Annotated in this window: 16 protein-coding genes and 1 other RNA gene; 9 read left to right on the forward strand and 8 right to left on the reverse strand. The window is 72.8% G+C overall.

Annotated features, from left to right (window positions below):
• Positions 1 to 359: 359 nt before the first annotated feature.
• The 5 genes from glmS (at position 360) to QOL15_RS09915 (ending at position 6,617) form a co-directional block, all read left to right on the forward strand.
• Positions 360 to 2,252, forward strand: coding sequence for a glutamine--fructose-6-phosphate transaminase (isomerizing) (gene glmS / locus QOL15_RS09895; protein WP_071249188.1), 1,893 nt, complete (start codon positions 360 to 362; stop codon positions 2,250 to 2,252).
• A 181-nt stretch (positions 2,253 to 2,433) separates the two neighbouring features.
• A complete protein-coding gene (locus QOL15_RS09900; RefSeq protein WP_071249186.1) occupies positions 2,434 to 3,147 on the forward strand; it encodes a M50 family metallopeptidase in 714 nt (237 codons plus the stop codon).
• A gap of 30 nt (positions 3,148 to 3,177) precedes the next feature.
• Positions 3,178 to 3,747 carry an NUDIX hydrolase gene (locus tag QOL15_RS09905; protein ID WP_071249182.1) on the forward strand — a complete coding sequence of 190 codons (570 nt, stop codon included), beginning with the start codon at positions 3,178 to 3,180 and terminating at the stop codon, positions 3,745 to 3,747.
• Positions 3,748 to 3,825: 78 nt separating this feature from the next.
• Positions 3,826 to 5,310 carry an O-acetylhomoserine aminocarboxypropyltransferase/cysteine synthase family protein gene (locus tag QOL15_RS09910; protein WP_083394110.1) on the forward strand — a complete coding sequence of 495 codons (1,485 nt, stop codon included), beginning with the start codon at positions 3,826 to 3,828 and terminating at the stop codon, positions 5,308 to 5,310.
• Positions 5,311 to 5,312: 2 nt separating this feature from the next.
• The gene (locus tag QOL15_RS09915) at positions 5,313 to 6,617 is read left to right on the forward strand and encodes an LLM class flavin-dependent oxidoreductase (RefSeq protein ID WP_071249180.1); all 1,305 of its coding nucleotides are present in this window, start codon (positions 5,313 to 5,315) and stop codon (positions 6,615 to 6,617) included.
• A gap of 107 nt (positions 6,618 to 6,724) precedes the next feature.
• Here QOL15_RS09915 and ssrA read toward each other — a convergent pair.
• The 6 genes from ssrA to QOL15_RS09945 form a co-directional block, all read right to left on the reverse strand.
• Positions 6,725 to 7,102: a transfer-messenger RNA gene (gene ssrA / locus QOL15_RS09920) on the reverse strand.
• 153 nt (positions 7,103 to 7,255) lie between these two features.
• Positions 7,256 to 7,732: an SsrA-binding protein SmpB gene (gene smpB, locus QOL15_RS09925; RefSeq protein ID WP_065962122.1), complete on the reverse strand. Its 477-nt coding sequence runs from the start codon at positions 7,730 to 7,732 to the stop codon at positions 7,256 to 7,258.
• Positions 7,733 to 7,905: 173 nt separating this feature from the next.
• The gene (gene ftsX, locus QOL15_RS09930; protein ID WP_065962120.1) at positions 7,906 to 8,820 is read right to left on the reverse strand and encodes a permease-like cell division protein FtsX; all 915 of its coding nucleotides are present in this window, start codon (positions 8,818 to 8,820) and stop codon (positions 7,906 to 7,908) included.
• The gene (gene ftsE, locus QOL15_RS09935; RefSeq protein ID WP_065962119.1) at positions 8,817 to 9,575 is read right to left on the reverse strand and encodes a cell division ATP-binding protein FtsE; all 759 of its coding nucleotides are present in this window, start codon (positions 9,573 to 9,575) and stop codon (positions 8,817 to 8,819) included. Before ftsE ends, ftsX begins: the two co-directional genes overlap by 4 nt.
• A 72-nt stretch (positions 9,576 to 9,647) precedes the next feature.
• Positions 9,648 to 10,757 (reverse strand): peptide chain release factor 2, encoded by a 1,110-nt coding sequence (gene prfB, locus QOL15_RS09940; RefSeq protein WP_065962117.1) that lies wholly within the window; start codon positions 10,755 to 10,757, stop codon positions 9,648 to 9,650.
• A 144-nt stretch (positions 10,758 to 10,901) separates the two neighbouring features.
• A complete protein-coding gene (locus tag QOL15_RS09945) occupies positions 10,902 to 12,113 on the reverse strand; it encodes a cysteine desulfurase family protein (RefSeq protein WP_071249178.1) in 1,212 nt (403 codons plus the stop codon).
• 59 nt (positions 12,114 to 12,172) lie between these two features.
• Here QOL15_RS09945 and QOL15_RS09950 point away from each other — a divergent pair, with 59 nt between their 5' ends.
• The 3 genes from QOL15_RS09950 to glgB all read left to right on the forward strand — a co-directional run bounded on the left by QOL15_RS09950 (position 12,173) and on the right by glgB (position 19,074).
• On the forward strand, positions 12,173 to 14,254 hold the full coding sequence (locus QOL15_RS09950; protein ID WP_071249176.1) for a glycogen-debranching protein: 2,082 nt from the start codon (positions 12,173 to 12,175) through the stop codon (positions 14,252 to 14,254).
• A gap of 231 nt (positions 14,255 to 14,485) precedes the next feature.
• Entirely contained in the window at positions 14,486 to 16,486 is a 2,001-nt protein-coding gene (locus tag QOL15_RS09955; protein ID WP_175473074.1) for an alpha-1,4-glucan--maltose-1-phosphate maltosyltransferase, read from the forward strand.
• Entirely contained in the window at positions 16,483 to 19,074 is a 2,592-nt protein-coding gene (gene glgB / locus QOL15_RS09960) for a 1,4-alpha-glucan branching protein GlgB (protein WP_254784158.1), read from the forward strand. Before QOL15_RS09955 ends, glgB begins: the two co-directional genes overlap by 4 nt.
• A 169-nt stretch (positions 19,075 to 19,243) precedes the next feature.
• Here glgB and QOL15_RS09965 read toward each other — a convergent pair whose 3' ends face one another.
• Positions 19,244 to 20,260, reverse strand: a complete 1,017-nt coding sequence (locus QOL15_RS09965) for a tetratricopeptide repeat protein (protein WP_071249173.1) — start codon at positions 20,258 to 20,260, stop codon at positions 19,244 to 19,246.
• On the reverse strand, positions 20,257 to 21,990 hold the full coding sequence (locus QOL15_RS09970) for a hypothetical protein (protein ID WP_071249172.1): 1,734 nt from the start codon (positions 21,988 to 21,990) through the stop codon (positions 20,257 to 20,259). The genes QOL15_RS09965 and QOL15_RS09970 overlap by 4 nt, the downstream gene beginning before the upstream one ends.
• Before the next feature lie 205 nt (positions 21,991 to 22,195).
• On the opposite strand from QOL15_RS09970, the gene QOL15_RS09975 reads away from it, so the two are divergent.
• Positions 22,196 to 24,076, forward strand: coding sequence for a hypothetical protein (locus QOL15_RS09975; protein ID WP_071249170.1), 1,881 nt, complete (start codon positions 22,196 to 22,198; stop codon positions 24,074 to 24,076).
• Positions 24,077 to 24,110 lie beyond the last annotated feature (34 nt).

Here is a 24,110-nt window from a genome sequence, read left to right on the forward strand (position 1 = left end):
TACCGGGCCTCCCGTTCCGTCGTCCCGCCCCGTCGACGACGTGGGTCGCCTTGCGGGAGTCCGCACCGGGTCCTGCCCGGTCGCACCGCGAGCGCGGTGAACCGCAAGAGGCGGTGGTCGCCGTTGTCAGGGCCGTGCCGTCCGCGGGACGCTTCTGGTGCACCGACCGCCGTGCCCTCCCCCGAGGGCAGGCCCGCGTACCCCGTCCGGTACCCGAACCGTCGACCCGTCGTCCGTCCTCGCCTGATCCGAGGACGGGCCCGGACCGCCCGACGGTCCCGGACGCGCGGCCGACCCGGCGGCGGTCGGTGCCGACCTCCGGCTCCACCAGGAGTCCCCTCCCTGCGAACGGACCCCAGATGTGCGGCATCATCGCGGTGCGCGTCACCGACGACGCGACGCCCTTCCTGCTCGACGGCCTCGAGCGGCTGGACCACCGCGGGCACGACTCGGTCGGTGTCGCGGTGCGGACCGCGTCGGGACGGATCGCGACGACGCGGACCCTGACCCGTGTCGGTGACCTGCGCACGCGGCTGGCCGGCCGGTCGGGCACCGTGCCTGCCTCCGACGCGTCGACCGGCGTCGGGATCGGGCACGTGCGGCGGGCGACGCACGGGCCGGTGCGCGAGGCGGACGCGCACCCGCACGCCGACTGCACCGGCCGGGTCAGCATCGTGCACGACGGCGTCGTCGACAACGCCCGGCGGCTGCGCACCGTGCTCGAGCGACAGGGGCACGTCTTCACCTCGGACGTCGACTCCGAGGTCATCGCCCACCTCGTCGAGCGGGCCCTCGTCGTGGACCCGGACCTCATGCTCGCCGTGCAGCTCGCCACCGCCCAGCTCGAGGGGTCGTGGGCGCTCGTCGTGCTGGACGCCCGGGACGGCCGGATGGTCGCGGCGGCGAACGGGTCGCCGCTCGTCGTGGGGCGGTCCGACCGCGGCGACTTCGCGGCGAGCGACGTCGGTGCGATCGCCGCCTGGTGCGAGACCTTCGTCCCGCTGCGCGACGGGGACGTGGTCGAGCTCGGCGAGGCGTGGGCGTGGTCCTCCGAGGGGATCGCCGTCCCGGTGCCGTTCCCGACGCCGTCCCCGTTCGCCGCCGTCACGCCGGACCGCGGCCACCACCCCGACCACATGGCGAAGGAGATCGCCGAGCAGCCCGCCGTCGCCCGCGACCTGCTCGCCCGCCTCCGGCACCGCACGGTCGACGGCAGCACCTGGGCCGGTCTCGGGCTGCCGGCCTTCCGGCGACTGGCGGTCGTCGCGTGCGGGACGTCCCTGCACGCCGGGCAGGTGGTCGCGGGCACGATCCGCACGCTCGGCGGGGTCCCGACCGACGTCGTCGTCGCGAGCGAGGCCGAGCAGGTGGTCCTCGGGCACGGCACCCTGGTCCTCGCGATCGACGGGTCGGGTGAGACCGCCGACGTCCTGCGGGCCCTCGACCAGCTCGACCCGCGGCACCCGGTCCTCGCGCTCACGGACGACGTGCACTCGTCCCTCGCCCGCCGCGCCGACGCCGTGCTCGACTGCCACACCGGGCCCGAGGTCGGCGTCGTCGCGACGAAGCGCTTCACCGCGCAGGTCGTGGTCGGCGTGACGACCGTGCTGTCCGCGCTGGTGGCCTCCGGACGCCTCGACACGGCCCGGGCGACCGCACTCGTCGAGGACCTCGCGGAGCTGCCCGACCGGATGAGCGCGGCCGCCGCCGTGGCCGCCGAGCGGATCCCGCTGCTCGCCGCCACCGTGCGGGACGCCCCGGGGTTCCTGCTCACCGGACGCGGCCCCGGCCTCCCGTACGCCGCCGAGGGCGCCCTGAAGCTCACCCAGCTGAGCGGCCGGTGGGCGGAGGCGCACCCGGCCGGCGACCTGCAGCACGGCCTGCTCGCACGCGTCGACGAGGGCACCCCGGTGCTGGTCGTCGACCACGGCGACCGACGCCTGCAGACCGCCGTCGCCCACGTGCGGGCGCACGGCGGGTTCGTCGTGACGATCGGCGGCGAGGACTCGGACGTCCCCGTCCTGTCCGCTCCGGGTGGTCTCACGACGACGGGACCGGCACGCCCGGGCGGGACGACCGGCCTGGCGTGGGGCCGCGACCTCGCGCCGTGGGGTCCGGTCGAGGCGGTCGTGCCGCTCCAGATGCTCGCCCGGGAGCTCGCGCTGCAGCACGGGTTCGAGGTCGACAAGCCGCGTCACGCGGCGGGGTCGGTGACGGTCCGATGGCCCGGCACAGCAACACCAACCGGGTGACGGTGGTGGTCGCCGTGACGACCGGGCTCGTCGTCGTCGCGACGCTCGTGCTCGTGGTCGTCTCGACGCTGTCCGGGGCCTGACCTGACCAGGGCCCGGAGCGGCCGCTCCGGTCCGCGCGGCGTCACGGTCGTCACGACCCGTCCAGCGCCGTCATCGGCAGGCCTGCCATCCTGGTGCCTTGACCTCCGCCACGCCCTCCCTCGTGTTCATCGCCGTCCTCGTCGGCGCAGTCCTGCCGTTCGTGCCGTTCGTCGGCCGGGTCGCCCGGATCGCGGCCACCATCGCCCACGAGGTCGGACACTGCGTCGTCGTCGTGCCGTTCGGCGGCCGCATCGACCGGATCGACCTGCACGCCGACGGCTCGGGTGAGGCCTGGGTCCGGCTCGGCCGGGTGCCCGGTGCCGTCCGGTGGCTCGTCCGCGTCCTGAACCTGTTCGCCGGCTACAGCGCACCGGTGTGGGCCGGCGTGCTGCTGCTCACCGGGGTCCTCGACGGGTCGCGGTGGCTGCCCGTGGCGGTGCTCGCCGTGATCGGGCTCGTGGCGCTCGCCTTCGTCCGCAACTGGTTCGGCCTGCTCGTCGTCGTCGGGTTCGACGCGCTCGCGCTCTGGGTGGCACTGCGCCCGTCCGAGGCCACCGTGCTCGTCGTCGCCGCCGTCGGGGCGCTCTTCGTCGTCGACGGTCTGCGCTCGGTCGTGCAGGTGGCGCGCTGGCTGCTGACCGGGGCCCGGGTGCAGACGGACTTCCACATCGCCGCCGCCGAGATGCGGGTGCCCGCGGTGGACTGGTTCGTGCTGTTCCTGGCGGGGAACACGCTGGCGGTGTGGCTCGCCCGGGAACCCCTGCTCGCGGTGTGGGACACGATCGCGGCCGGGCTGCGGGCGCTGGTCTGACCCGGCCCGCAGAGCGAGCAGGATGGGACCGTGCACGTCGACGTCGTCCTCACCGCCCTCGGGTCCAGCCACCATCCGCTCGCCGCGGACTTCGCCGACTTCGTGCGGACCCACGGCGACACGGCCCTCCGGCGTGACGGGCGGCCGGAGCACCTGACCGCGTCCTGCTTCGTGCTCTCCCCCGACCACCGGCAGGTCCTGCTCTGCCTGCACCGCAAGGGCGGGTTCTGGGTGCAGTTCGGCGGGCACCTCGAGCCGGACGACGTCGACCTCGCCGCAGCCGCCCGCCGCGAGACCCGCGAGGAGTCCGGGATCGCCGACCTCGAGCTGGTGGACACGGGCATCGCCGACCTCGACCGGCACGCGCTGCACGACGGGTTCGCCTGCGCGGCGCACCGTGACGTCGGGTTCGTGGCCGAGGTGGATCCGGCCGCCGCGACCGTCGTGAGCGACGAGAGCGACGACGTGCGCTGGTTCGCGGTCGACGCACTGCCGTCGCCGCTCGCCGACGGGTTCGCGGCGCGGCTCGCCGCCGTCCTCGCCGACCACACCGGCGACCGCGACCGCCTCGCCGGGCACCACGCCGCCCCGGCCACGTAACCGGAGGTCGCAGACACCCCGCAGCGCACGACGGCCTGCGAGAGTACCGGGACCACCACCAGCTCACGGAGGGACCCCATGGCGCACGAGCACGGCTTCGCCACCGAACAGGTGCACGGCGGCTTCCTGCCCGACACCGCACACGGCGCACGGGTCCCCGCGATCCACATGTCGTCCGGGTTCCTGTTCGACGACTTCGAGCAGGCTCGGGACCGCTTCGCGGGCACGGACGACGGCTACACCTACACCCGCCTCGGCAACCCCACGAACGCCGACGTCGAGCGCCGCGTGGCCCTGCTCGAGGGCTGTCCCGAGGCGATCCTGGTCGGCAGCGGGCAGGCCGCCGCGACGATCGCGTTCCTCGGTGTCCTCCAGGCCGGCGACCACGTCGTCAGCGCCCGCAGCATCTACGAGGGCACCAAGGGGCTGCTCGTCCAGAACCTCGGCCGGCTCGGCATCGACGTCGACTTCGTGTCGGACCAGCGCGACCTCGACGAGTGGTCCCGTCTCGTCCGACCGAACACGAAGGCGTTCTTCGCCGAGACGATCCCGAACCCGAAGAACGACGTCCTCGACGTGACCGGCGTCGCGGACACCGCGCACCGCGCCGGCGTCCCGCTCATCGTCGACAACACGCTCGCGACCCCGTACCTCGTCCGCCCGGTCGAGCACGGCGCCGACATCGTGGTGCACTCGGCGTCGAAGTTCCTGTCCGGCCACGGCGCCGGGCTCGGCGGCCTGGTCGTCGACGGCGGCCGGTTCGACTGGGGCGCCGAGCCCGGCCGCTTCCCGCACCTCACGCAGCCGGAGCCGTCGCTCGGCGGCCAGAGCTACGTCGAGCGGTACGGCCGGCGCGCGTTCGTGGTCTTCGCCCGCGACGTCGTCGCCGCCCGCATCGGGGCATCGCCCTCCCCCTTCAACGCCTTCCTGCTCCGCCAGGGCATCGAGACGCTCAGCCTGCGCGTCGAACGGCACAGCGCGAACGCGCTGGCCGTCGCGTCCTTCCTGGAGGCACAGCCGGAGGTGACGAGCGTCGACCACGCGGGTCTCGCCTCCAGTCCGTACCACGACCTCGCCCAGCGCTACCTGCCCCGCGGAGCCGGCTCCGTCTTCGCCTTCACGCTCGCCGGCGGCGAGCCGGCGGCACGCGCCTTCACCGACGCCGTGCAGCTCATCAGCCGGATGACCCACCTCGGCGACGTCCGCACGCTCGTCCTGCACCCCGCGACCACCACGCACGCGGGCCGCACCGCGGCCGAGCGCGCGGACATGGGCATCGACGACGGCCTGCTCCGGCTGTCGGTCGGCATCGAGGACGTCGCCGACATCATCCGCGACGTCGAGCGCGGGCTCGCCGCGGTGCGCGCACTCGGTCAGGGCGCCGCGTCCGGCGGGGCCGTCACGTCGGCCGCCGGCGACGGCCGGGAGGCGCGTCCCGCGTCCGGCGGGGCCGTCACGTCGGTCCCGGGCGACGGCCGGGAGGCGCGTCCCGCCTCCGCGCCGGACGTCGCGGCGCTCGCGCACACCGTCCCGCAGGCGCACGTCCTGTCCGAGGACCTCTGACGATGGGCGCACTGCAGCACGTCGGGTACTTCTTCTCGCGCGGGTTCGGCCCGCAGGCATGGGGTCGTGCGGACTGGGACTGGGGCCACGACTGGACGAAGCCCGACCTGTACCAGCAGTCCGTGCGCGCGCTGGAGCAGGCCGGCCTCGACCTCGTCATCGCCGAGGACGCGATCTCGCTCGGCAACCCGGCGACCCTGGACCTGCGGATCCGCCAGGCGTACGGCGGCCCGAAGCACGACCCGCTCCTGCTCGCGCCGTACCTGTTCGCGGCGACGTCGCACATCGGGATCGTGCCGACCGTGAACGCGGGCATCACGCCGCCGTACCTGGCCGCCCGGCAGGCCGCCACGCTCGCGCACCTGTCCTCCGACCGGTTCGGACTGAACGTCGTCACCGACACCGGCAGCGCCCGGCACGTCGGCGCCGCCCCGCTGCCGCACGACGCCGCGTACGACCGCGCCGAGGAGTGGATCACCCTGCTGCGCCGGCTGTGGCACTCGTGGGGCGACGGGTACGTCGGGGACCGCTCCTCCTGGCACTTCGCGGACGGGGACGCACTCGACGCGTTCCACCACGAGGGCACGTACTTCACCGCCGACGGCCCGCTGAACGCGCTGCCGCTCGAGCGCGACCCCGTCGTGGTCTCCCCCGGCGGCTCGGGACGTGGACTCGGCTTCGCGGGCACGCACTCCGACGTGCAGCTCGCGCTCGCACCGCTGACGTCCGCTGCGGTCCGGGACTACCGGGCGCGTGTGCACGCCGCCGCGACCGAGGCCGGACGCCGTCCGGAGGACGTCCGGGTGCTGTTCGTCCTCAAGCCCGTCGTGGTGTCCTCGCCCGAGGAGGCCGACCGGCTCGTCGCCGTGTCCGCGCACCCGTCGGACGCCGAGCTCCGTGCGGCGGCGGTGGCCTGGTCGAGCGACTCCGAGACCGACCTGCTCGCGCTCGACCTCGACGCACCGATCCCGGACGGCACCTTCGGCGAGCACGTCTCCGCCGGCACGATCCGCGGGCTCCTCGGTGACACCCCGGACGCACCCCTGCGCGAGCTGCTCACGCGGAAGGCCCGGCTGGGGCGGATCAGCACGCGCGAGGGCTTCGTCGGGACCGCCGAGGAGTTCGCCGACTTCGTCGAGGGGCTCGGTACCGACGCCGACAACGACGGCGTGATCCTGTCGGGCGACCTGCACCCAGCACAGGTGTACCGGATGACGGGCGACCTCGTCCCCGCGCTCCGGCGCCGCGGCGTCCTGCGCAGCGAGTACGGCGACGGCGGGCTCCGGGCGAACCTGTTCGACTTCTGACGGCGCGAACGGCGAACGCCCCGGTGCCGTCCGTGGGGACGACGCCGGGGCGTTCGGTGGTGCCGGGCGACGGCAACAGCGTGACAGCGGATCGGACGGTCGGCAGGTGGTGGAGATGGGGGGAATCGAACCCCCGTCCATCGCTGCAGTTCGACGTCTTCTACGGGCGTATCCGGATGATGCGTTCTGCTCGGCCCCGTCCTTTGCTACCGGCTTCTAGGACGACGGGCCCAGTCTCAGTGCAAGTCCCACACGGCCCTGAGGCGCAACCGTGCAGCAAGTCCTCTGGATGACGCCGGAACTCAGGTTAGAAGACGATCACCTGGCCGACGGACTTCATGTGCTGGGCTGCTTACGCAGCGAGAGCGAAGTCAGTGCGCTTGGAATTGGCACTTGTTGTTTTCCACGGATCGTTCACGAGATGACCGTGGGTCCTCGGCCCGCTTCCCGTCGGCGCACAGGCAATGTCGAAACCGATCATCCCCGTACAGGCCGAACCGAGCGAGCCGCTGTCACGCTGTTGAGTTGCCAACGCTCCCGGAGGAGCGGTGCTCCCGGAGGAGCGGTGCTCCCGGAGGAGCGGTGCTCCCGGAGGAGCAGTCCCTCAGTCTAGACGACCGAGGGGTGGATTGTCACGGTCAGTCGCCGAGCCGGTTGCGCGAGCGCATCGCCCGCTCGGCCTCGCGCTTGTCGGTCTTCTCGCGCAGGGTCTGGCGCTTGTCGAACTCGCGCTTGCCCTTCGCGACCGCGATCTCGACCTTGGCGCGTCCGTCGTGGAAGTAGATCTGCAGCGGCACGAGCGTGTAGCCACCCTGTGCCGTCTTGTGCGAGATCTTCACGATCTGCTGCTTGTGCAGCAGGAGCTTCCGCTTGCGCCGGGGTGCGTGGTTGTTCCAGGTGCCCTCGGTGTACTCGGGGATGTGCACGGCGTCGAGCCACGCCTCGCCCTTGTCGATGAACGCGTAGCCGTCGACGAGCGAGGCACGACCCTCACGCAGGGACTTCACCTCGGTGCCGGACAGCACCATGCCCGCCTCGTACGTGTCCTCGATGAGGTAGTCGTGGCGCGCGCGACGATTGGTCGCCACGATCTTCTCGCCGCGTTCCTTCGCCATGGTGGTTCCCTCCGAACGGTCGCTGCCGGGGTGTCCCGACGGCACGACCGGTGCCGTGCTCTGCTCGCTGCCGGTGTGCAGCCCTACAGCCTAGTGAACACGGACGGGGCCGCGCACCTTCCTGGGCGTGTCCGCCCTGGCGCGTCGGTCCCGTCCGGGTGTCCGCAGGAGGATCAGACGCGCAGGTACCGTCGGATCGCGATGGACGCTGAGACCCCGGCGAGCAGGACACCGATGACGATGACCGCCGGGACGACCACGGCAGCGTCGCTCATGCCGATGAACGCCGTCCCGGAGAACCGTCGCGCCAGGTAGTTCCGCACGAAGAACCAGACGACCGCGGTGATCGCACCACCGGCGAGGACCGCCCCGATGGCCGCGGCGATCACCCCCTCGAGCACGAACGGTGTCTGGATGAACCGGTTCGACGCGCCGACCAGTCGCATGATCCCGAGTTCGCGGCGTCGACTGAACGCCGACAGCCGGATCGTCGTCGCGATGAGCAGCACCGCGGCGACGAGCATGAGCGAGGCGATGCCGATCGCGGTGTACGACGAGGCGTTGAGCAGGTTGAAGATCGGCTGCAGGTAGCCCCGCTGGTCGACCACGCTCTGCACGCCGGCGACCTTCGACAGGCTCTCGACGAGGACGTCGGCCTGCGACGGGTTCTTCAGGTTCACCCAGAAGGTCTCGTTGAGGTACTCCGGCTTGACGAACTCCGTGGCGGGCGAGTCCTTGAACTGCTGCTTGAACCGGGTGAACGCCTGGTCCTGGTCCTCGTAGTAGGTCTTCTCGATGTATGGCTTGAGCGTCGACGAGTCGAGCTGTGCCTGCACCTGTTCGCGCTGGTCGTCGGTCGCCTTGGCGCCCGTGCAGTTGCCCGTGGTGTCGGTGTCGGTGCAGAGGTAGACCGCCACCTGGGCCCGGTCGTACCAGTAGCCCTTCATCTGGTTGATCTGCATCTGCAGCAGGATCGCGGTGCCGACGAAGGTCAGTGAGATGAAGGTCACGAGGACGACCGACACGACCATCGACGCGTTGCGCCGCAGGCCCGAGCCGACCTCGGACATGACGAGCCCGAGCCTCATCGGATGAGTCCCGGGATCGTCTGGATGCCCGTGGTGTTCGACACCGCGGCGCTGCGCTGGACCGGGACCGCCTGGGTCTGGTACCCGCCCGACTGCTCGTCGCGCAGCACCGTGCCGTTCGACAGCTCGATGACCCGTCGCTGCATCTGGTTCACGATGCTGGCGTCGTGCGTCGCCATGAGCACGGTGGTGCCTCCCTGGTTGATGCGTTCGAGGAGCGCCATGATCCCGGCCGACGTGGTCGGGTCGAGGTTGCCGGTGGGCTCGTCGGCGAGCAGGACCGCCGGCTTGTTGACGACGGCGCGCGCGATCGCGACGCGCTGCTGCTCACCACCGGACAGCTCGTGCGGCATGCGCGTCGCCTTGCCGGCCAGGCCGACGAGCTTGAGCACGTCCGTCACGGCCTCGCTGATGAAGCCCTTGCTCTTGCCGATCACCTGCAGCGAGAACGCGACGTTGTCGAAGACGTTCTTGTTCGGCAGGAGACGGAAGTCCTGGAAGACGACGCCGAGGTTGCGCCGGAAGTACGGGACCTTGCGCGACGACAGGGCACCGAGCCGCTGGCCGAGCACGTGGATCTGCCCGCGCGAGGGCTTCTCCTCCTTGAGCACGAGGCGCAGGAAGCTGGACTTGCCGGAACCGGACGCGCCCACGAGGAAGACGAACTCCCCCTTGAGGATCTCGAGGGAGACGTCGTCGAGCGCCGGACTCGGGTTGCCCGAGTAGACCTTGGTGACCTGGTCGAATTTGATCATGACCGGATCAGGGTAGGTCGGCCGGACCGGAAGTCAACCGAGGCGCGCGGCTCAGCTCCCCCACGAGGACGCTCAGGAATCGCCGCCCTGCTTGCGCCAGCGGATGCCCGCGTTGATGAAGCCGTCGAGGTCGCCGTCGAAGACCGCGGACGGGTTGTTGACCTCGTGCTCGCTCCGGAGGTCCTTGACCATCTGGTACGGCGCCAGCACGTAGGAGCGGATCTGGTCGCCCCAGCTCGCCGTGATGTTGCCGGCGAGCTCCTTCTTCTTCGCGTTCTCCTCCTCCTTCTTCAGGAGCAGCAGGCGCGACTGCAGGACCCGCATGGCCGCGGCGCGGTTCTGGATCTGCGACTTCTCGTTCTGCATCGAGACGACGGTGCCGGTCGGGATGTGGGTCAGGCGGACCGCGGAGTCGGTCGTGTTGACCGACTGCCCACCGGGGCCGGAGGACCGGAAGACGTCGACCCGGATGTCGTTCTCGGGGATGTCGATGACCTCGGTCTCGGGCATGAGCGGGATGACCTCGACCGCGGCGAACGACGTCTGGCGCTTGCCGGCCGCGCCGAACGGCGACATCCGCACGAGGCGGTGCGTGCCGGCCTCGACGGACAGGGTGCCGAAGGCGTGCGGCGCGTCGACCTCGAACGTGGCCGACTTGATCCCGGCTTCCTCGGCGTAGGAGGTGTCCATCACGGTGGTCTTGTAGCCGTGCTGCTCGGCGTACCGGAGGTACATGCGCAGGAGCATCTCGGCGAAGTCGGCGGCGTCGACACCACCCGCCCCGGCACGGATCGTGATGACCGCCGGACGGTCGTCGTACTCGCCGTCGAGGAGGGTCTGCACCTCGAGGTCGCCCATGGTCTTCTGGATCGCCTTGAGCTCGGCCTGGGCCTCGACCGCGGACTCCTCGTCGTCGGCCTCGTTCGCCATCTCGACCAGGACCTCGAGGTCGTCGATGCGCTGCTCGGTGTCGGTGATCTTGCGCAGTGCCGCCTGGCGGTGGGACAGCGCACTCGTCACCTGCTGCGCGTGCTCGACGTCGTCCCACAGGTCGGGGGCGCCCGCCTGCTCGCTGAGTTCGGCGATCTCCTGCTGCAGGCGGTCGACGTCGACCACCGAGCGGATGTTGCCGAACGTCTCGCGGAGGGAGGAGAGCTGCTCGGAGAAGTCCAGTTCGACCATGGTGCCCGATCCTACCGGTGCGCACCGGCCCGGAGGCCCGCCCCACCTCCGCCTGTGGACTGGCGCCCGCTCCGCGGCGGCTGTGGAGGACGGAGGCCGCCTCCCGAGCGTGCGCGGCCGAGCAGCCGCGCACGGCGCGGCGGATCAGCGGCCGAGGAGCGGCGCGCGCGACGCCATCCCGGCAGCACCGGCCCGCGCGACCGCGTCCGGCAGCGCCGCGAGGAACGCGTCGACGTCGGCCTCGGTCGAGGTGTGCCCGAGCGTGATCCGCAGTGCCCCGCGCGCGTCCTGCTCGTCGAGGCCCATCGCGAGGAGCACGTGCGACGCCTCGGGCACGCCGGCCTGGCAGGCGGACCCGGTGGACACGGCGACCCCGGCGGCGTCGAGGAGGAACAGCAGCGAGTCGCCCTCGCACCCGGGGAACGTGAAGTGCGCGTTGCCCGGCAGCCGGTCCACCGGGTCGCCCATGAGCACCGCCGAGGGCACCGCAGCCACCACCCCGGCGACGAGTCGGTCCCGCAGCGCGGTGACGTCGGCGTGCGGGGTCCCCGCCGCGACGCCGAACGCGGCGGCCGACGGCGCGTCCTGCGTCCCGCTGCGCACCTGGCGCTGCTGGCCACCGCCGTGGATGAGCGGTTCGACGGTCGAGCCGCGGCCGAGCACGAGCGCCCCGATGCCGACCGGTCCCCCGACCTTGTGCGCGGAGACGCTCAGCGCGTCGAGGCCGGACGCGCGGAACGACACCGGGACCTGCCCGTAGGCGGCGACCGCGTCGCTGTGCACGGGCACGCCGGCGGCGTGCGCGAGCGCGACGATCCGGTCCACCGGCTGCAGGGTGCCCACCTCGTTGTTCGCCCACAGGAACGTGACCAGCGCGACGTCGTCGGCGGCGGCGAGTCGCGCCTCCAGGCCGGCGAGGTCGACGCGACCCTGCGCGTCCAACGGGACCACGTCGACGACCGCGCCCTCGTGTCGCTCGAGCCACTCGACGGTGTCGACCGTCGCGTGGTGCTCGCCGGCGGGGACGACGATGCGCGGACGGGGGCGGTCCTGCTGACGCGCCCAGTACATGCCCTTGACGGCGAGGTTGATGCTCTCGGTGCCGCCGGAGGTGAAGACGACCTCGACCGGCTCGGCGTCGAGCGAGCGGGCGACGGCCGCGCGGCCGTCCTCGAGCAGCATCTTCGCGCGCTGGCCCGCGCTGTGGATCGACGACGGGTTGCCGACGGTGCCGAGCGCGGCCGTGAAGGCGGCGAGCGCCTCGGGCAGCATCGGCGTGGTCGCGGCGTGGTCGAGGTAGACCGGCGCGCGGCCTGGCCGGTCTGGCCGGTCGGGCCGGTCGTTCTTCTCGGGCATCGGGCACCCCCTGGTCGAGCGGTTCCAGGATACCCGCGCGGCCTCGTACCCTGGGTGCCGTGCACGAGACCGCGACCGACGAGACCCCCGGCTTCCGCCTCGGCGACGACGGACCGCGGTTCTCGGTCCGGTCCGCCTCGGCGACCTCCGTCACCCTCGTGGTGCAGCGCACCGGTGGTGCGGAGCCGGTGCGCTTCGCGCTCGAGCGCGCCGGCGGCAGCGACCGGTGGTCCGCCCCGACGCCCGGCGTGGTGCCGGGCGACCGCTACCACCTGCTGGCGGACGGCCCGACCGCGCCGCGGCACGACTTCGACCCGCACCGGCCGCTGCTCGACCCGTACGCGCGCGGCATCGTCCCGGTGGACCCGACCGACGGGGTCGGCGGCACCGGGCAGCGCGCGGCGACCGCCCAGCGCTGGACGTCCGAGGTCGTCGACGACGCCTTCGACTGGGGCGGCGTCGTCAAGCCGGTCGTGCCGCTCGACCGGGTCGTCGTGTACGAGGCGAACGTGCGCACCCTCACCGCCGCGAACCCGCACGTCCCCGAACACCTGCGCGGGACCTACGCCGGGGTCGCGCACCCGAGCACGATCGCGCACCTGCACCGCATCGGGGTGACGACCCTCGAGCTGCTCCCCGTGCACGCCTTCGACACCGAGGGGTGGCTCCGTGCCGCCGGCCGCGAGAACGCCTGGGGCTACAACTCGCTCGGCTTCTTCGCCCCGCACGCCGCCCACGCCTCCGCCGACGCCCGGGCGGCCGGCGCCTCGGCGGTCCTGCGCGAGTTCAAGGGCATGGTCCGGCTGCTCCACGAGGCCGGGATCCAGGTCGTGCTCGACGTCGTCTACAACCACACCGCCGAGGAGGGCGTCGGCGGTCCGACCACGTCGCTCCGCGGGATCGACGGTCCGCGCCACTACCGGTGGACCGAGGACGGCAGCAGCCACCACGACACGACGGGCTGCGGCAACACCCTCGACACCTCGGTGGGCGCGACCGCCGACCTCGTGGTCGACAGCCTGCGGTACTGGGCGCGCGAGGTGCAGGTCGACGGCTTCCGCTTCGACCTGATGGCGGCGCTCGCCCGTGACGCGCAGCACGTCTTCGACGCGGACCACCCGCTGCTCGAACGGATCCGGCGGCACCCCGACCTGCAGGACGTGCTCGTCGTCGCCGAGCCGTGGGACGTCGGCCCGGACGGCTGGCGCACCGGTGCGTTCGGCGCGCGGACGAGCGAGTGGAACGACGGCTTCCGTGACACGGTCCGGCAGTTCTGGTTGGGCGACATCGCCGAGGAGCGCCGCAACGGTGCCCCGCGGGCGGGCATCGGCGCGCTCGCCGGGGTGCTCACGGGGTCCCGGCACCTGTTCGGCCCGGAGCGTGGTCCGCTCGCGAGCGTCAACTTCGTCACGGCGCACGACGGCTTCACCCTGCTCGACCTGGTGTCGCACGACCGCAAGCACAACGAGGCGAACGGCGAGGACGGCCGCGACGGCTCCGACGACAACCGCTCGTTCAACCACGGGATCGAGGGCGACACCGCCGACCGTGGCGTCCGCGCCGCCCGGGGCCGCTCGATGCGGAACCTCGTGGGCACCCTCATGCTCGCCGCGGGCGTGCCGATGCTCACGGCCGGCGACGACCGCAGCCGCACCCAGCACGGCAACAACAACGCGTACGTCGTCTCCGGTGACCTGACCCCCGTCGACTGGTCGGACGACGAGGACGCCGAGTCGATGACCGAGGTCGTCGCCGCACTGGCGCGTCTGCGTGCCGCGCACCCCGCGCTCCGTCCCACGCGGTTCGGGGTCGAGGGGCAGGAGACGCCCGGCGCGACCCGGATGTCCTGGTACGGCCCCGACGGTCGTCCGATGACCCCGGAGGGCTGGGACCAACCGATCCACCGTGCGGTGCAGTACTACGCCGAGTCGACGCCCGAGCACGAGCCGTCCGACCGGGTGCTCGTCGTGGTGCACGGCAGCGGACGGACCCGGGACCTGACGCTGCCGGTCCGCGAGGACGTCCTCGGGTACCGCCTCGCCTGGTCGAGCGAGAAGCACCGCGACCACGAGCGGCTGCGGCCGGCGGGACAGGTCTTCACCGCGTACGGGCCGGGCATCCACGTGTTCGAGGTCGCGTAGGGCGCACGTCCGCCCGGCTCGGGTCGGGCATCGGGCGCCCTGGTCCGGCCTGTCGGCCGGCGGCCGCCCAGGGGGCGGACGGGAGGCCCGTGGCGGGCCCGCCACGGGCCTCCCGTCCGCCCCCGTGGTCGCGTCCGCGCGCTTCCTCCACAGAGGGCGCGGCGCGCCCGGTCGTGCACAGAGCGCGTCTTCCGGGGAACGCCGGTCCGCCAGCCGGGTAGCGTCGGCTCCGTGGCCACTGCAGACCGACCCCGCCGACCGAAGATCGGGCGCATCCCGATCACCCAGCTCGCTCCGACGACCCCGAACGGGTTCCCGTCGAAGGCCTTCGACGGCGAGGTGATCACGTTCGGTGCGACCGTCTTCCGCGAGGGCCACGGCGTGATCGGTGCCGACCTGGTCCTCGAACGACCCGACGGCGGCACCCGCACCGTCCCGATGACGCTCGTCGCCGCCGGGACCGACCGGTACGAGGCGACCGTGCAGGTCGACCACACCGGGGTGTGGACGTGGCACGTCGAGTCCTACTCCGACGACTGGGCCACCTGGCTGCACGCCGCGCGGTTGAAGATCGCCGCGGGCGTCGACACCGAGGCGACGCTGCTCGACGGCGCAGCCCTGCTCGACCGCCTCGCCGCCGAGACCGACTCGACCGCGGCCGTCCGCGCCGCCGAGCAGGTGCGCGACACCGCCCTCGAGCCGACGGAACGCCTGGCGGCCGTCGACGACGCCCGGATCACCGGCGAGGTCGAGGACAGCCCCCTGACCTCGCTCCGCACGCACTCCCCCACCCAGCTGCTCGACGTCGAGCGCACCCGTGCGGGCGTCGGCGCCTGGTACGAGTTCTTCCCCCGCAGCGAGGGTGCCCGCAAGAACGCCGACGGCTCGTGGAAGAGCGGGGACTTCCGCACCGCGGCCCGTCGCCTGCCGGCGGTCGCCCGCATGGGCTTCGACGTCGTGTACCTCCCCCCGATCCACCCGATCGGCACGACCGCGCGCAAGGGACCGAACAACACCCTGACGCCGGGACCGAACGACCCGGGCAGCCCGTGGGCGATCGGGGCGCCCGAGGGGGGCCACGACGCGATCCACCCGGACCTCGGGACCGAGGACGACTTCCGCGACTTCGTCGAGACGGCGAAGAACACCGGCATGGAGGTCGCGCTCGACTTCGCGCTGCAGTGCTCCCCCGACCACCCCTGGGTCGAGCAGCACCCGGAGTGGTTCACGGTCCGGGCCGACGGCTCCATCGCGACCGCCGAGAACCCCCCGAAGCGCTACCAGGACATCTACCCGATCCAGTTCGACTCCGACCCCGAGGGGATCGTCGCCGAGGTGCTGCGCGTGCTGCGCCACTGGATGACCTTCGGCATCCGCATCTTCCGCGTGGACAACCCGCACACCAAGCCGCTGTGGTTCTGGGAGCGGGTCATCCGCGAGGTCCGCGACGAGCACCCCGACACGGTGTTCCTCGCCGAGGCGTTCACCCGCCCGGCGATGATGCGCGCCCTGGCCGAGGTCGGGTTCCAGCAGTCCTACTCGTACTTCACCTGGCGCAACACCAAGGAGGAGATCGAGGACTACTTCGACGAGCTCAGCCACGAGACGAGCGCCTACCTGCGCCCGAACCTCTTCGTGAACACGCCGGACATCCTCACCGAGTACCTGCAGTTCGGCGGTCGGGCGGGCTACAAGGTGCGCGCGGCCCTCGCGGCCACCGGGGCGCCGACCTGGGGCATGTACTCCGGCTACGAGCTCTTCGAGGACGTCGCCCGTCCCGGCTCCGAGGAGAACATCGACAACGAGAAGTACGAGTACAAGCCGCGCGACTTCGCCCTCGCCGAGGCCGAGGGGGCGAGCCTCGCGCCCTACGTGACGATGCTCAACCGCTTCCGTCAGGCGCACCCGGCACTGCGGCAGCTGCGCAACCTGCACGTGCACAGCGCCGAGGACCCGGCGATCGTCGTCTACTCGAAGCACCTGCCCGGCGAGTTCATCCGGTCCGGCCGTGCCGACACCGTGATCGTCGTGGCGAACGTCGACCCGCACTCCGCGCGCGAGACGACCGTGCACCTCGACCTGGCCGCCCTGGGCCTGCCGACCGAGCAGGCGTTCGACGTCCGCGACGTCGTCACCGGCCAGCGTTGGGTCTGGGGTTCGTCGAACTACGTCCGCCTGGACGCCTTCCAGGAGCCCGTGCACCTGCTCGTCGTGGAAGGACCGCACCGATGACCGACCGTGACCCGAAGGGGACCGAGCCGATGGGCGACGCCCGACCGACACCCGTCCCGCCGAGCCGTGGTCAGGGGCCGAGCGTCCCGCCCGTGCCGCCGCCCCCGCCGCCCGTGCCGCACACCGCGCCGTCCGCAGCAGCGCCGTCGGGCGCTGCCCCCTCCGGCGCAGCCGCGGGCGACGACGCGCCCCGGTACGAGCCGCGCGTCTCCGCCCCCGGTGAGGACCTGCCGGGCGCCCCGTCGACCCCTGGTGAGCGCCCCGACCGTGGCGTCGCCGAGTCCGCGACCCTCGGCGGCCGGGCGAGCGCGCCGGCGAGTGCGCCCACGCCCGACCCCGGGTCGGGCGGGTCCGCCACCACCGGACCGCAGCAGCCGTCGGGCACGCCCGCGTCGACCGCCACCTCGCCGGACGGGCCGCGCCCGGCGCCGGTCGAGGACTGGCTCCGCCAGCAGGTCGCCGAGGGTCGCTGGTCCCAGCCGCACGACGTGCTGGGCCCGCACCCGGTCGACGGCGGCACGAGCGTCCGGGTCGTCCGCCACCTGGCCTCGGCCGTGCGGATCGTCCGGCCGGACGGCGACGACGTCGAACTCACGCACGAGGGCGACGGCATGTGGGCAGGTGCCACCGCCGGCACGCTCGGACGCTACCGGGTCGAGGCCGACTACGACTTCGACGAGTCCACCGACGCCGACGACGCGACGTGGACCACGGACGACGCGTACCGCTTCGCGCCGACCATCGGCGAGCTCGACCTGCACCTCTTCGGCGAGGGCCGCGACGAGCAGCTCTGGCAGCACCTCGGCGCCCACGTCCGCACCGTCGACGGTGTGGACGGTGTCGCCTTCACCGTGTGGGCACCGCGCGCGACCGCGGTCCGGGTCATCGGCGACTTCGAGGGCTGGGAGGGCCGCACCACCGCGATGCGTCGCCTGGACGACCTCGGCGTCTGGGAGCTGTTCTGGCCGGGCGCGCTCGTCGGGCAGCGCTACAAGTTCCAGATCCTCACCGACTCCGGCTGGGTCGAGCGGGCGGACCCGTTCGCCCGCCGCACCGAGGTCCCGCCGCTGACCGCGTCGGTCATCACCGCCTCCGAGTACACGTGGTCGGAGGGTGACGCCGCGTGGATGGAACGACGTGCGCAGACCACGACCCACGACGCGCCGATGAGCGTGTACGAGGTGCACCTCGGTTCGTGGCGCCCCGGGCTGTCCTACCGCGAGGTCGCCGACCAGCTCATCGGGCACGTGCAGCACCTCGGGTTCACGCACATCGAGTTCCTGCCCCTCGCCGAGCACCCGTTCGGCGGGTCGTGGGGCTACCAGGTCACCGGGTACTACGCCCCGACCGCGCGCTTCGGCACGCCGGACGACCTGCGCTACCTCATCGACCGCCTGCACTCGGCGGGCATCGGCGTCATCATGGACTGGGTGCCCGGGCACTTCCCCAAGGACGAGTGGGCACTCGCGAAGTTCGACGGGTACGCACTGTTCGAGCACCCGGACCCCCGCCGCGGCGAGCAGCTCGACTGGGGCACGTACGTGTTCGACTTCGGGCAGCCGCAGGTCCGCAACTTCCTCGTGGCGAACGCCCTGTACTGGTTCGAGGAGTTCCACATCGACGGGCTCCGCGTCGACGCCGTGGCCTCGATGCTCTACCTCGACTACTCGCGGACCGACTGGCTGCCGAACATCCACGGCGGGCGCGAGAACCTCGAGGCGATCTCGTTCCTGCAGGAGACCAACGCCACCGCCTACAAGCGCTACCCTGGCATCGTGATGATCGCCGAGGAGAGCACCTCCTGGCCCGGCGTCACCCAGCCGACGAGCGCCGGCGGCCTCGGCTTCGGGCAGAAGTGGAACATGGGATGGATGCACGACTCGCTCCAGTACATCGAGCGTGACCCGGCCCACCGCGCGTACCACCACGACGAGATCACCTTCTCGCTCGTCTACGCGTTCAGCGAGCAGTTCACCCTGCCGATCAGCCACGACGAGGTCGTGCACGGCAAGGGTTCGCTCTACGGCAAGATGCCCGGCGACGAGTGGCAGAAGCTCGCGAACCTGCGCGCCTACCTCGCGTTCATGTGGGCGCACCCGGGCAAGCAGCTGCTGTTCATGGGCCAGGAGTTCGCCCAGCCGTCGGAGTGGTCCGAGGCGCGCGGGCTCGACTGGTGGCTCCTCGACGACCCGGGCCACCGTGGCGTCCAGGACCTCGTCGCCGCGCTGAACCGCGTGTACACGGACAGCCCGGCGCTGTGGACGCACGACTCCTCCCCCGAGGGGTTCGAGTGGATCGAGGGCGGCGACGCACCGCACTCGACGCTCGGGTTCCTGCGGAAGGACGGCGACGACCGGATCGCCGTGTTCGTGAACTTCTCGGGCGTGCCCGTCGAGCGGCGCTTCGGCCTGCCGAGCGCCGGCGAGTGGCACGAGGTCCTCAACACCGACGCCGTCGAGTACGGCGGCTCGGGTGTCGGCAACCTCGGGTCGGTCACCGCCGACGAGACGCCCTGGGCCGGCCGCCCGGCGTCGGCGCACCTGGTGGTGCCGCCGCTCGGTGCGGTCTGGTTGCGGCTGGCTGGCTGAGCCGGTCGCCCCTGGTGGGGCGAGGACGGACGGGAGGCGCGGTGCCGGTCGGTACCGCGCCTCCCGTCCGTCCGGAGGTCGCGTCCGGCGACTGCGCGCCGACGGGCCGAGTCCGGGAACACGAGACGCCCCCCGCTCCCGGGGGCGTCTCGTGTGTGCGCTCGGCCGATCAGTACAGGGCGCTCGCCAGACGCCGGCGTGCGGCGACGACCCGGGGGTCGTCGACCCCGACGAGCTCGAAGTACTCGACGAGCCGGAGTCGGAGGGCCTCGCGCTCGGCCCCGAACACCGTCGGCACCAGGTCGAGCAGGCGTCCGAAGGCGTCCTCGACGTGTCCGCCGCTGATGTCCAGGTCGGCGACCGCGAGCTGCGCCTCGACGTCCTGCGGTCCGGCGGCGGCTGCGCTCCGGACCTCGTCGGCCGACCGGCCCGCGAGACGGTCGAGCAGCGACACCTGCGCGAGGCCGGCCACGGCCATCTGGTCGTTCGGGTCCTGCGCGATCGCGGTCTTGTACTCCTGGACCGCCGCGGCGTAGTCACCACGCTCGATGGCGTCGTACGCGGCCTGGTGGTGCGGGGGCAGCGGCTCCGGCTCGGCGTCGCCCTGCGGCTCGGCTCCGCCCTCGACGGCGGACTGGCCGTCCACGCGCACGCGGCCCGTGACACCGTTCTGCTCGGCCGCCGCGACGACCTGCTCGAAGACGTCGCGCACCTGGGCCTCGGGCAGCGCGCCGACGAAGAGCCCGAGCGGACGGCCACCGATGACGGCGGCCACGGTCGGGATCGACTGCGCCTGGAAGGCCTGGACGAGCTGCGGGTTCGTGTCGGCGTCGACCTTGGCGAGCACGACGCGACCGTCGTACTCGGCCGTCAGCTGCTCGAGGACCGGGGAGAGCTGCTTGCACGGCCCGCACCACTCGGCCCAGATGTCGACGATGACCGGGACGACCGTGGAGAGTTCCACGATGTCCTGGAAGGTCTGGTCGGTGACGTCGAGGACGAGCGATGGGACCGTCGGCGTGCCCTGGTCGGAGTCGCTGCCCGGAGCCGACGGCGCGACGGGCTGCCCGGCGCCCGCGGGCGGCGTGCCCGGGGCGTTCTGGGCCGGGCGCTGCGCACGCTCGACGAGGGACGACAGGTCGACGGCTCCGCGGAGACCGGACGGGGTCGGGGGGACGTTGGTCATTGCACCTCACTCGCGGCGGTCAGGCCCTGCGTGAAGCCGAGCAGCACCACCTTGTCATCACTGCCCACGGGGGGCACGGAGAAGAGCAGCTGCACGCTGTAGGTCGCGCTGATGCCCTTCGTGCTGGAGTTCACACCGGACAGGGCCTGGACGGCGCCCTGGGTGTTCACCTCGGCGCCGGCGGCCGTCGGCGTGACCTTCTCGATCTCGTCGAGGTCGGCGGACACGAGCGCACCGGCTCCGTCGGTCGCGATCGCGATCGCGCTGTCGTCGGGGACCTCGGACGAGTACTCGATCTTCGCGGTGTCCGGCAGCCCTTCGGCCTTCTTGTCCTTGTACGCCTTGCCGATGGTCGAGCGCAGGCCGTCGCCCTCCGACTCGAACAGCGACGCGGAGTCGCTCTCGGAGTCCTTGGCGAGGACGTCGCCGTAGGCCTTCGCGATCTCGTCCGGCGCGATGCGGAGCAGCTTGGTGTCGCCGGCGAGCCGGGCGGCCCCGACCGACGTCGGCGCGAGGCTCGGGATCTGCGCCGCGGCCTCGAGCGACACGTCGTAGGCGACCTTGTAGTCGTCCCGCGCACTCGCCTGCACGAGCGTGAGCGCCTGCGGGGCCGTCTTCGCCTGGCAGTCCTCGGCCACGACGGTGAAGACCGTGCGTGGCCACGTGTCGGTCTGCTGGGGCAGGGCGACGCAGACCTCCTTCGCGGAGATCGCCGGGGGCGCCTCTGCCTTGTCGTCCTTGGCGCGGATCGCGTAGTTCGCCTTGCGGAGGTCGAGCGCCGCACCCGTGAACCGCGACTCGAGCATGCTCGCGTCCTTCGCGGCGTCGGCCTTCGCGGCGACGTCGGCCACACGCTCGACGATGCGGGAGATCTGCTGCTTCGACGCCGCGGTCGGGGCTGCCGCGGTCGCCGCGGTCGCCGAGGCGCTCGGGGTCGGCGTCGCCGCGCCACCGCCCTGCGGCCAGTAGTCCGACGAACAGCCGGCGAGGCCGAGCGCACCGACGAGCACGATCGGGACGACCAGGAACGGACGGCGTCCGCGTCGACTCGGCCTCGGCACCTGTGCACCGGCGGCAGCGGCACGGCGCGAGGCGCGCACGCGCGGCGGACGGGACCCACCGCTCCGACGACGCGGACCCCGGCCGCGGCGCTGGTGCAGGAACGCCCAGACGAGCAGGGCGAGCCCGCCGACCAGGAACAGGCCGCCGCCCACCAGGAGCGGTCCGACCGACGGCGTCGCGGTGTCCCGCGGCCAGGTCACGGACACGTCGGTGGGTGCCGCCGAGGACCCGTCGCCCAGGATCACGACGGAGACGTCGGACGGGAGCCGGACGGTGAACTGCCCGGCGCCCTGCCACTCCTGGTACCAGAGGTCGCTGCCCGACGGGTCCGGGACGGAGCGGGCGCTGCCGGTGGTCTTGCCGACGAGCCGGTCCTGCTCGGCGTCGAACCGCAGCGTGGTGTGCTTCGCGTCGCCGATCCAGGCCTGGACGTCACTCGTCCGGCCGTACGCCGCGAACACGTCGCCGGAGCCGGAGATGTTGATGCGCTGGTACCCGGGGTTCGCGTTGAGCGTGGACCCCGGGATCACCGTCACCGGGACCTCGGCCTTGCTGGTCGACTGCGCGACGAGCGACGCGGGTGGCGCGAAGACGGTGCGTTGGCCGACAGCGAGCCCGACGAGCAGCAGACCGATGACGAAACTGACGATCGCCAGGACGAATCGCACGGATCTTCTCCCTACCGCGCCGGGGTGGGGGATGTCGGCGCGCGAATCAGCGCCTCAGGATAGCGAGGCACGCTGGAAGTCGCATCCCCGTGGGGTCGTGACGGCGGCACGAGGCCCTGTGGAGGACTCAGGGTGGGGCGCCGGACCGCCGCTAGGATCGTCGCGGGCCAAGGGCTGGCCCTCCGCCGACCCCCAGGAGCGACACGTGGCGAACGACGAGGCCGAGTTCGGATCCGAGCTGCGCGGGTACCGCCGCGACGACGTCGACCGGGCCCTCAACGAGCTGCGTCGCGAGCTCATCAAGTCGAACAACGACCGGGCCGAGGCCGCCAAGGAGATCCGGCTGCTGCAGACCCGGGTCTCCGACCTGCAGAGCGAGCTGGACGAGGCGGGCACGCCGACGTACAGCGGACTCGGCACCCGGCTCGAGTCCACCCTCCGCGTCGCCGAGGAGCAGTCGACCCGCCTGATCAGCCAGGCGGACATCGACGCGCAGCGACTCCGTGCAGCGAGTCGCGCCGAGTCCGACCGTCTGCTGCGCGAGGCGCGCCAGGAGGCCTCCGAGACCCTGGAGGACGCCCGCAGCCGCGCCACCGACGAGCTGAGCCGCGCCCGCGCCGAGTCGGCCGACACCATCGAGCGCGCCCGCGCCGAGGCCGGACTGCTGACCCAGGACGCCCGAAACGAGGCAGCAGCCGTCCGCGGTGCCGCCGTGACCGAGGCGGCCGAGGTCCGCTCCGTCGCGATCCGTGAGACGAACGCCCTGCGGGCACGCGTCGAGCACGAGGTCGCCGAGCTCCGCGAGGCAGCGCAGCAGGACGCCGCCGACGCACGGACCGCCGCCGCCGCGCTCGACCGCGAGACCGAGCACCGCCGCAGCGTGTTCGAGGCCGAGCACACCCGCCGCACCGAGGACCTCGACCGCGAGGAGACCGATCGCCGCGCCGCACTCGAGCGCGAGGTCACCGAGGGCCGCGCCGCGTGGCAGCGTGAGCGCGACGAGCAGCAGCGCGAGCACGCCCTGGCGCTCGAGACCGGCCGCGCCGAGCTCGAGTCAGAGATCGCCCGTCGCCGCGCCGAGCTCGACGCCGAGGTCGGCGACCGTCGCCGAGTCCTCGACGAGGAACTCGCGGCCGCCCGGGCCGAGTGGGAGCGCGAGCTCGCCGGTGCCCGGACCGCGCTGGAGCAGGAGCTCGCAGCCGCCCGCGCACAGCTCCGCGTCGACGAGGAGCAGACCGCGGCCGAGAACGCCCGGCGTGTCCAGGAGACCACGGAGCGCATCGAGCGCGAGCTCGCGCAGCACGCCGAACGGATCGAGCGGGAGCGCGCCGAGGCCGACGCCGCGACCGAGCGGGCCGCCCGCGAACACGCCGACGAGCTCGCAGCCCGCCGGGAGCGCGAGCACACCGAGGTCGACGTCGAGATCGCCGAGCGCCGTCGCGCCGAACTCGCCGACCTCGAAGCCGAGCGCGCGGCACTCCAGCAGGAGGTCGACACGATGCGCGCCGTCCTCGCGAAGGAACGGGACGAGGTGCGTGCCGAGATCGCCCGCGAGCGCGAGGACGCCGCGACTGCGCTCGAGACGGAGATCGCCGCCCGACGCGACGACGCTGAGCAGGACTACCTGCAGAAGCACCGCGAGACGGTCGCCGAGACGCAGAAGTACCTCGACGAGGCCAACCTGCAGCTGTCCGAGGCCACCCGCCGCGCCGCCGAGGCGCGGGAGCGTGCGGAGCGCCTGCAGCAGGAGGCCGACGACCTCGAGCGCAGCAGCACCGCCGAGGCGCAGGAGCACGCCCGCACGATCATCAGCGACGCGCAGGCACGGGTGCACCGCATGGTGGCCGACGCCGAGGAGCGCACCGCCGCGATCGTCGCGGAGTCCGAGGATCGGCTCGCCGCGATCCGCACCGAACGCGACGCCGTGGCGGGCTACCTCGAGAACCTGCGTGGCGTGCTGACCCACGCGACCGGGCTCATGGCCGCGGTCGACCAGGACGACACCGGCGGCGCAGCCACCGACGACGACCACGACCACGACCACGACCACGACCACGACCACGACCACGACGCGGACGGTCGCTGACGCGCCACTGACGGACGCCGCTGCGCGGTGACCG

The organism is Curtobacterium sp. MCBA15_012 (genome assembly GCF_001864935.2).
Lineage (GTDB): Bacteria > Actinomycetota > Actinomycetes > Actinomycetales > Microbacteriaceae > Curtobacterium.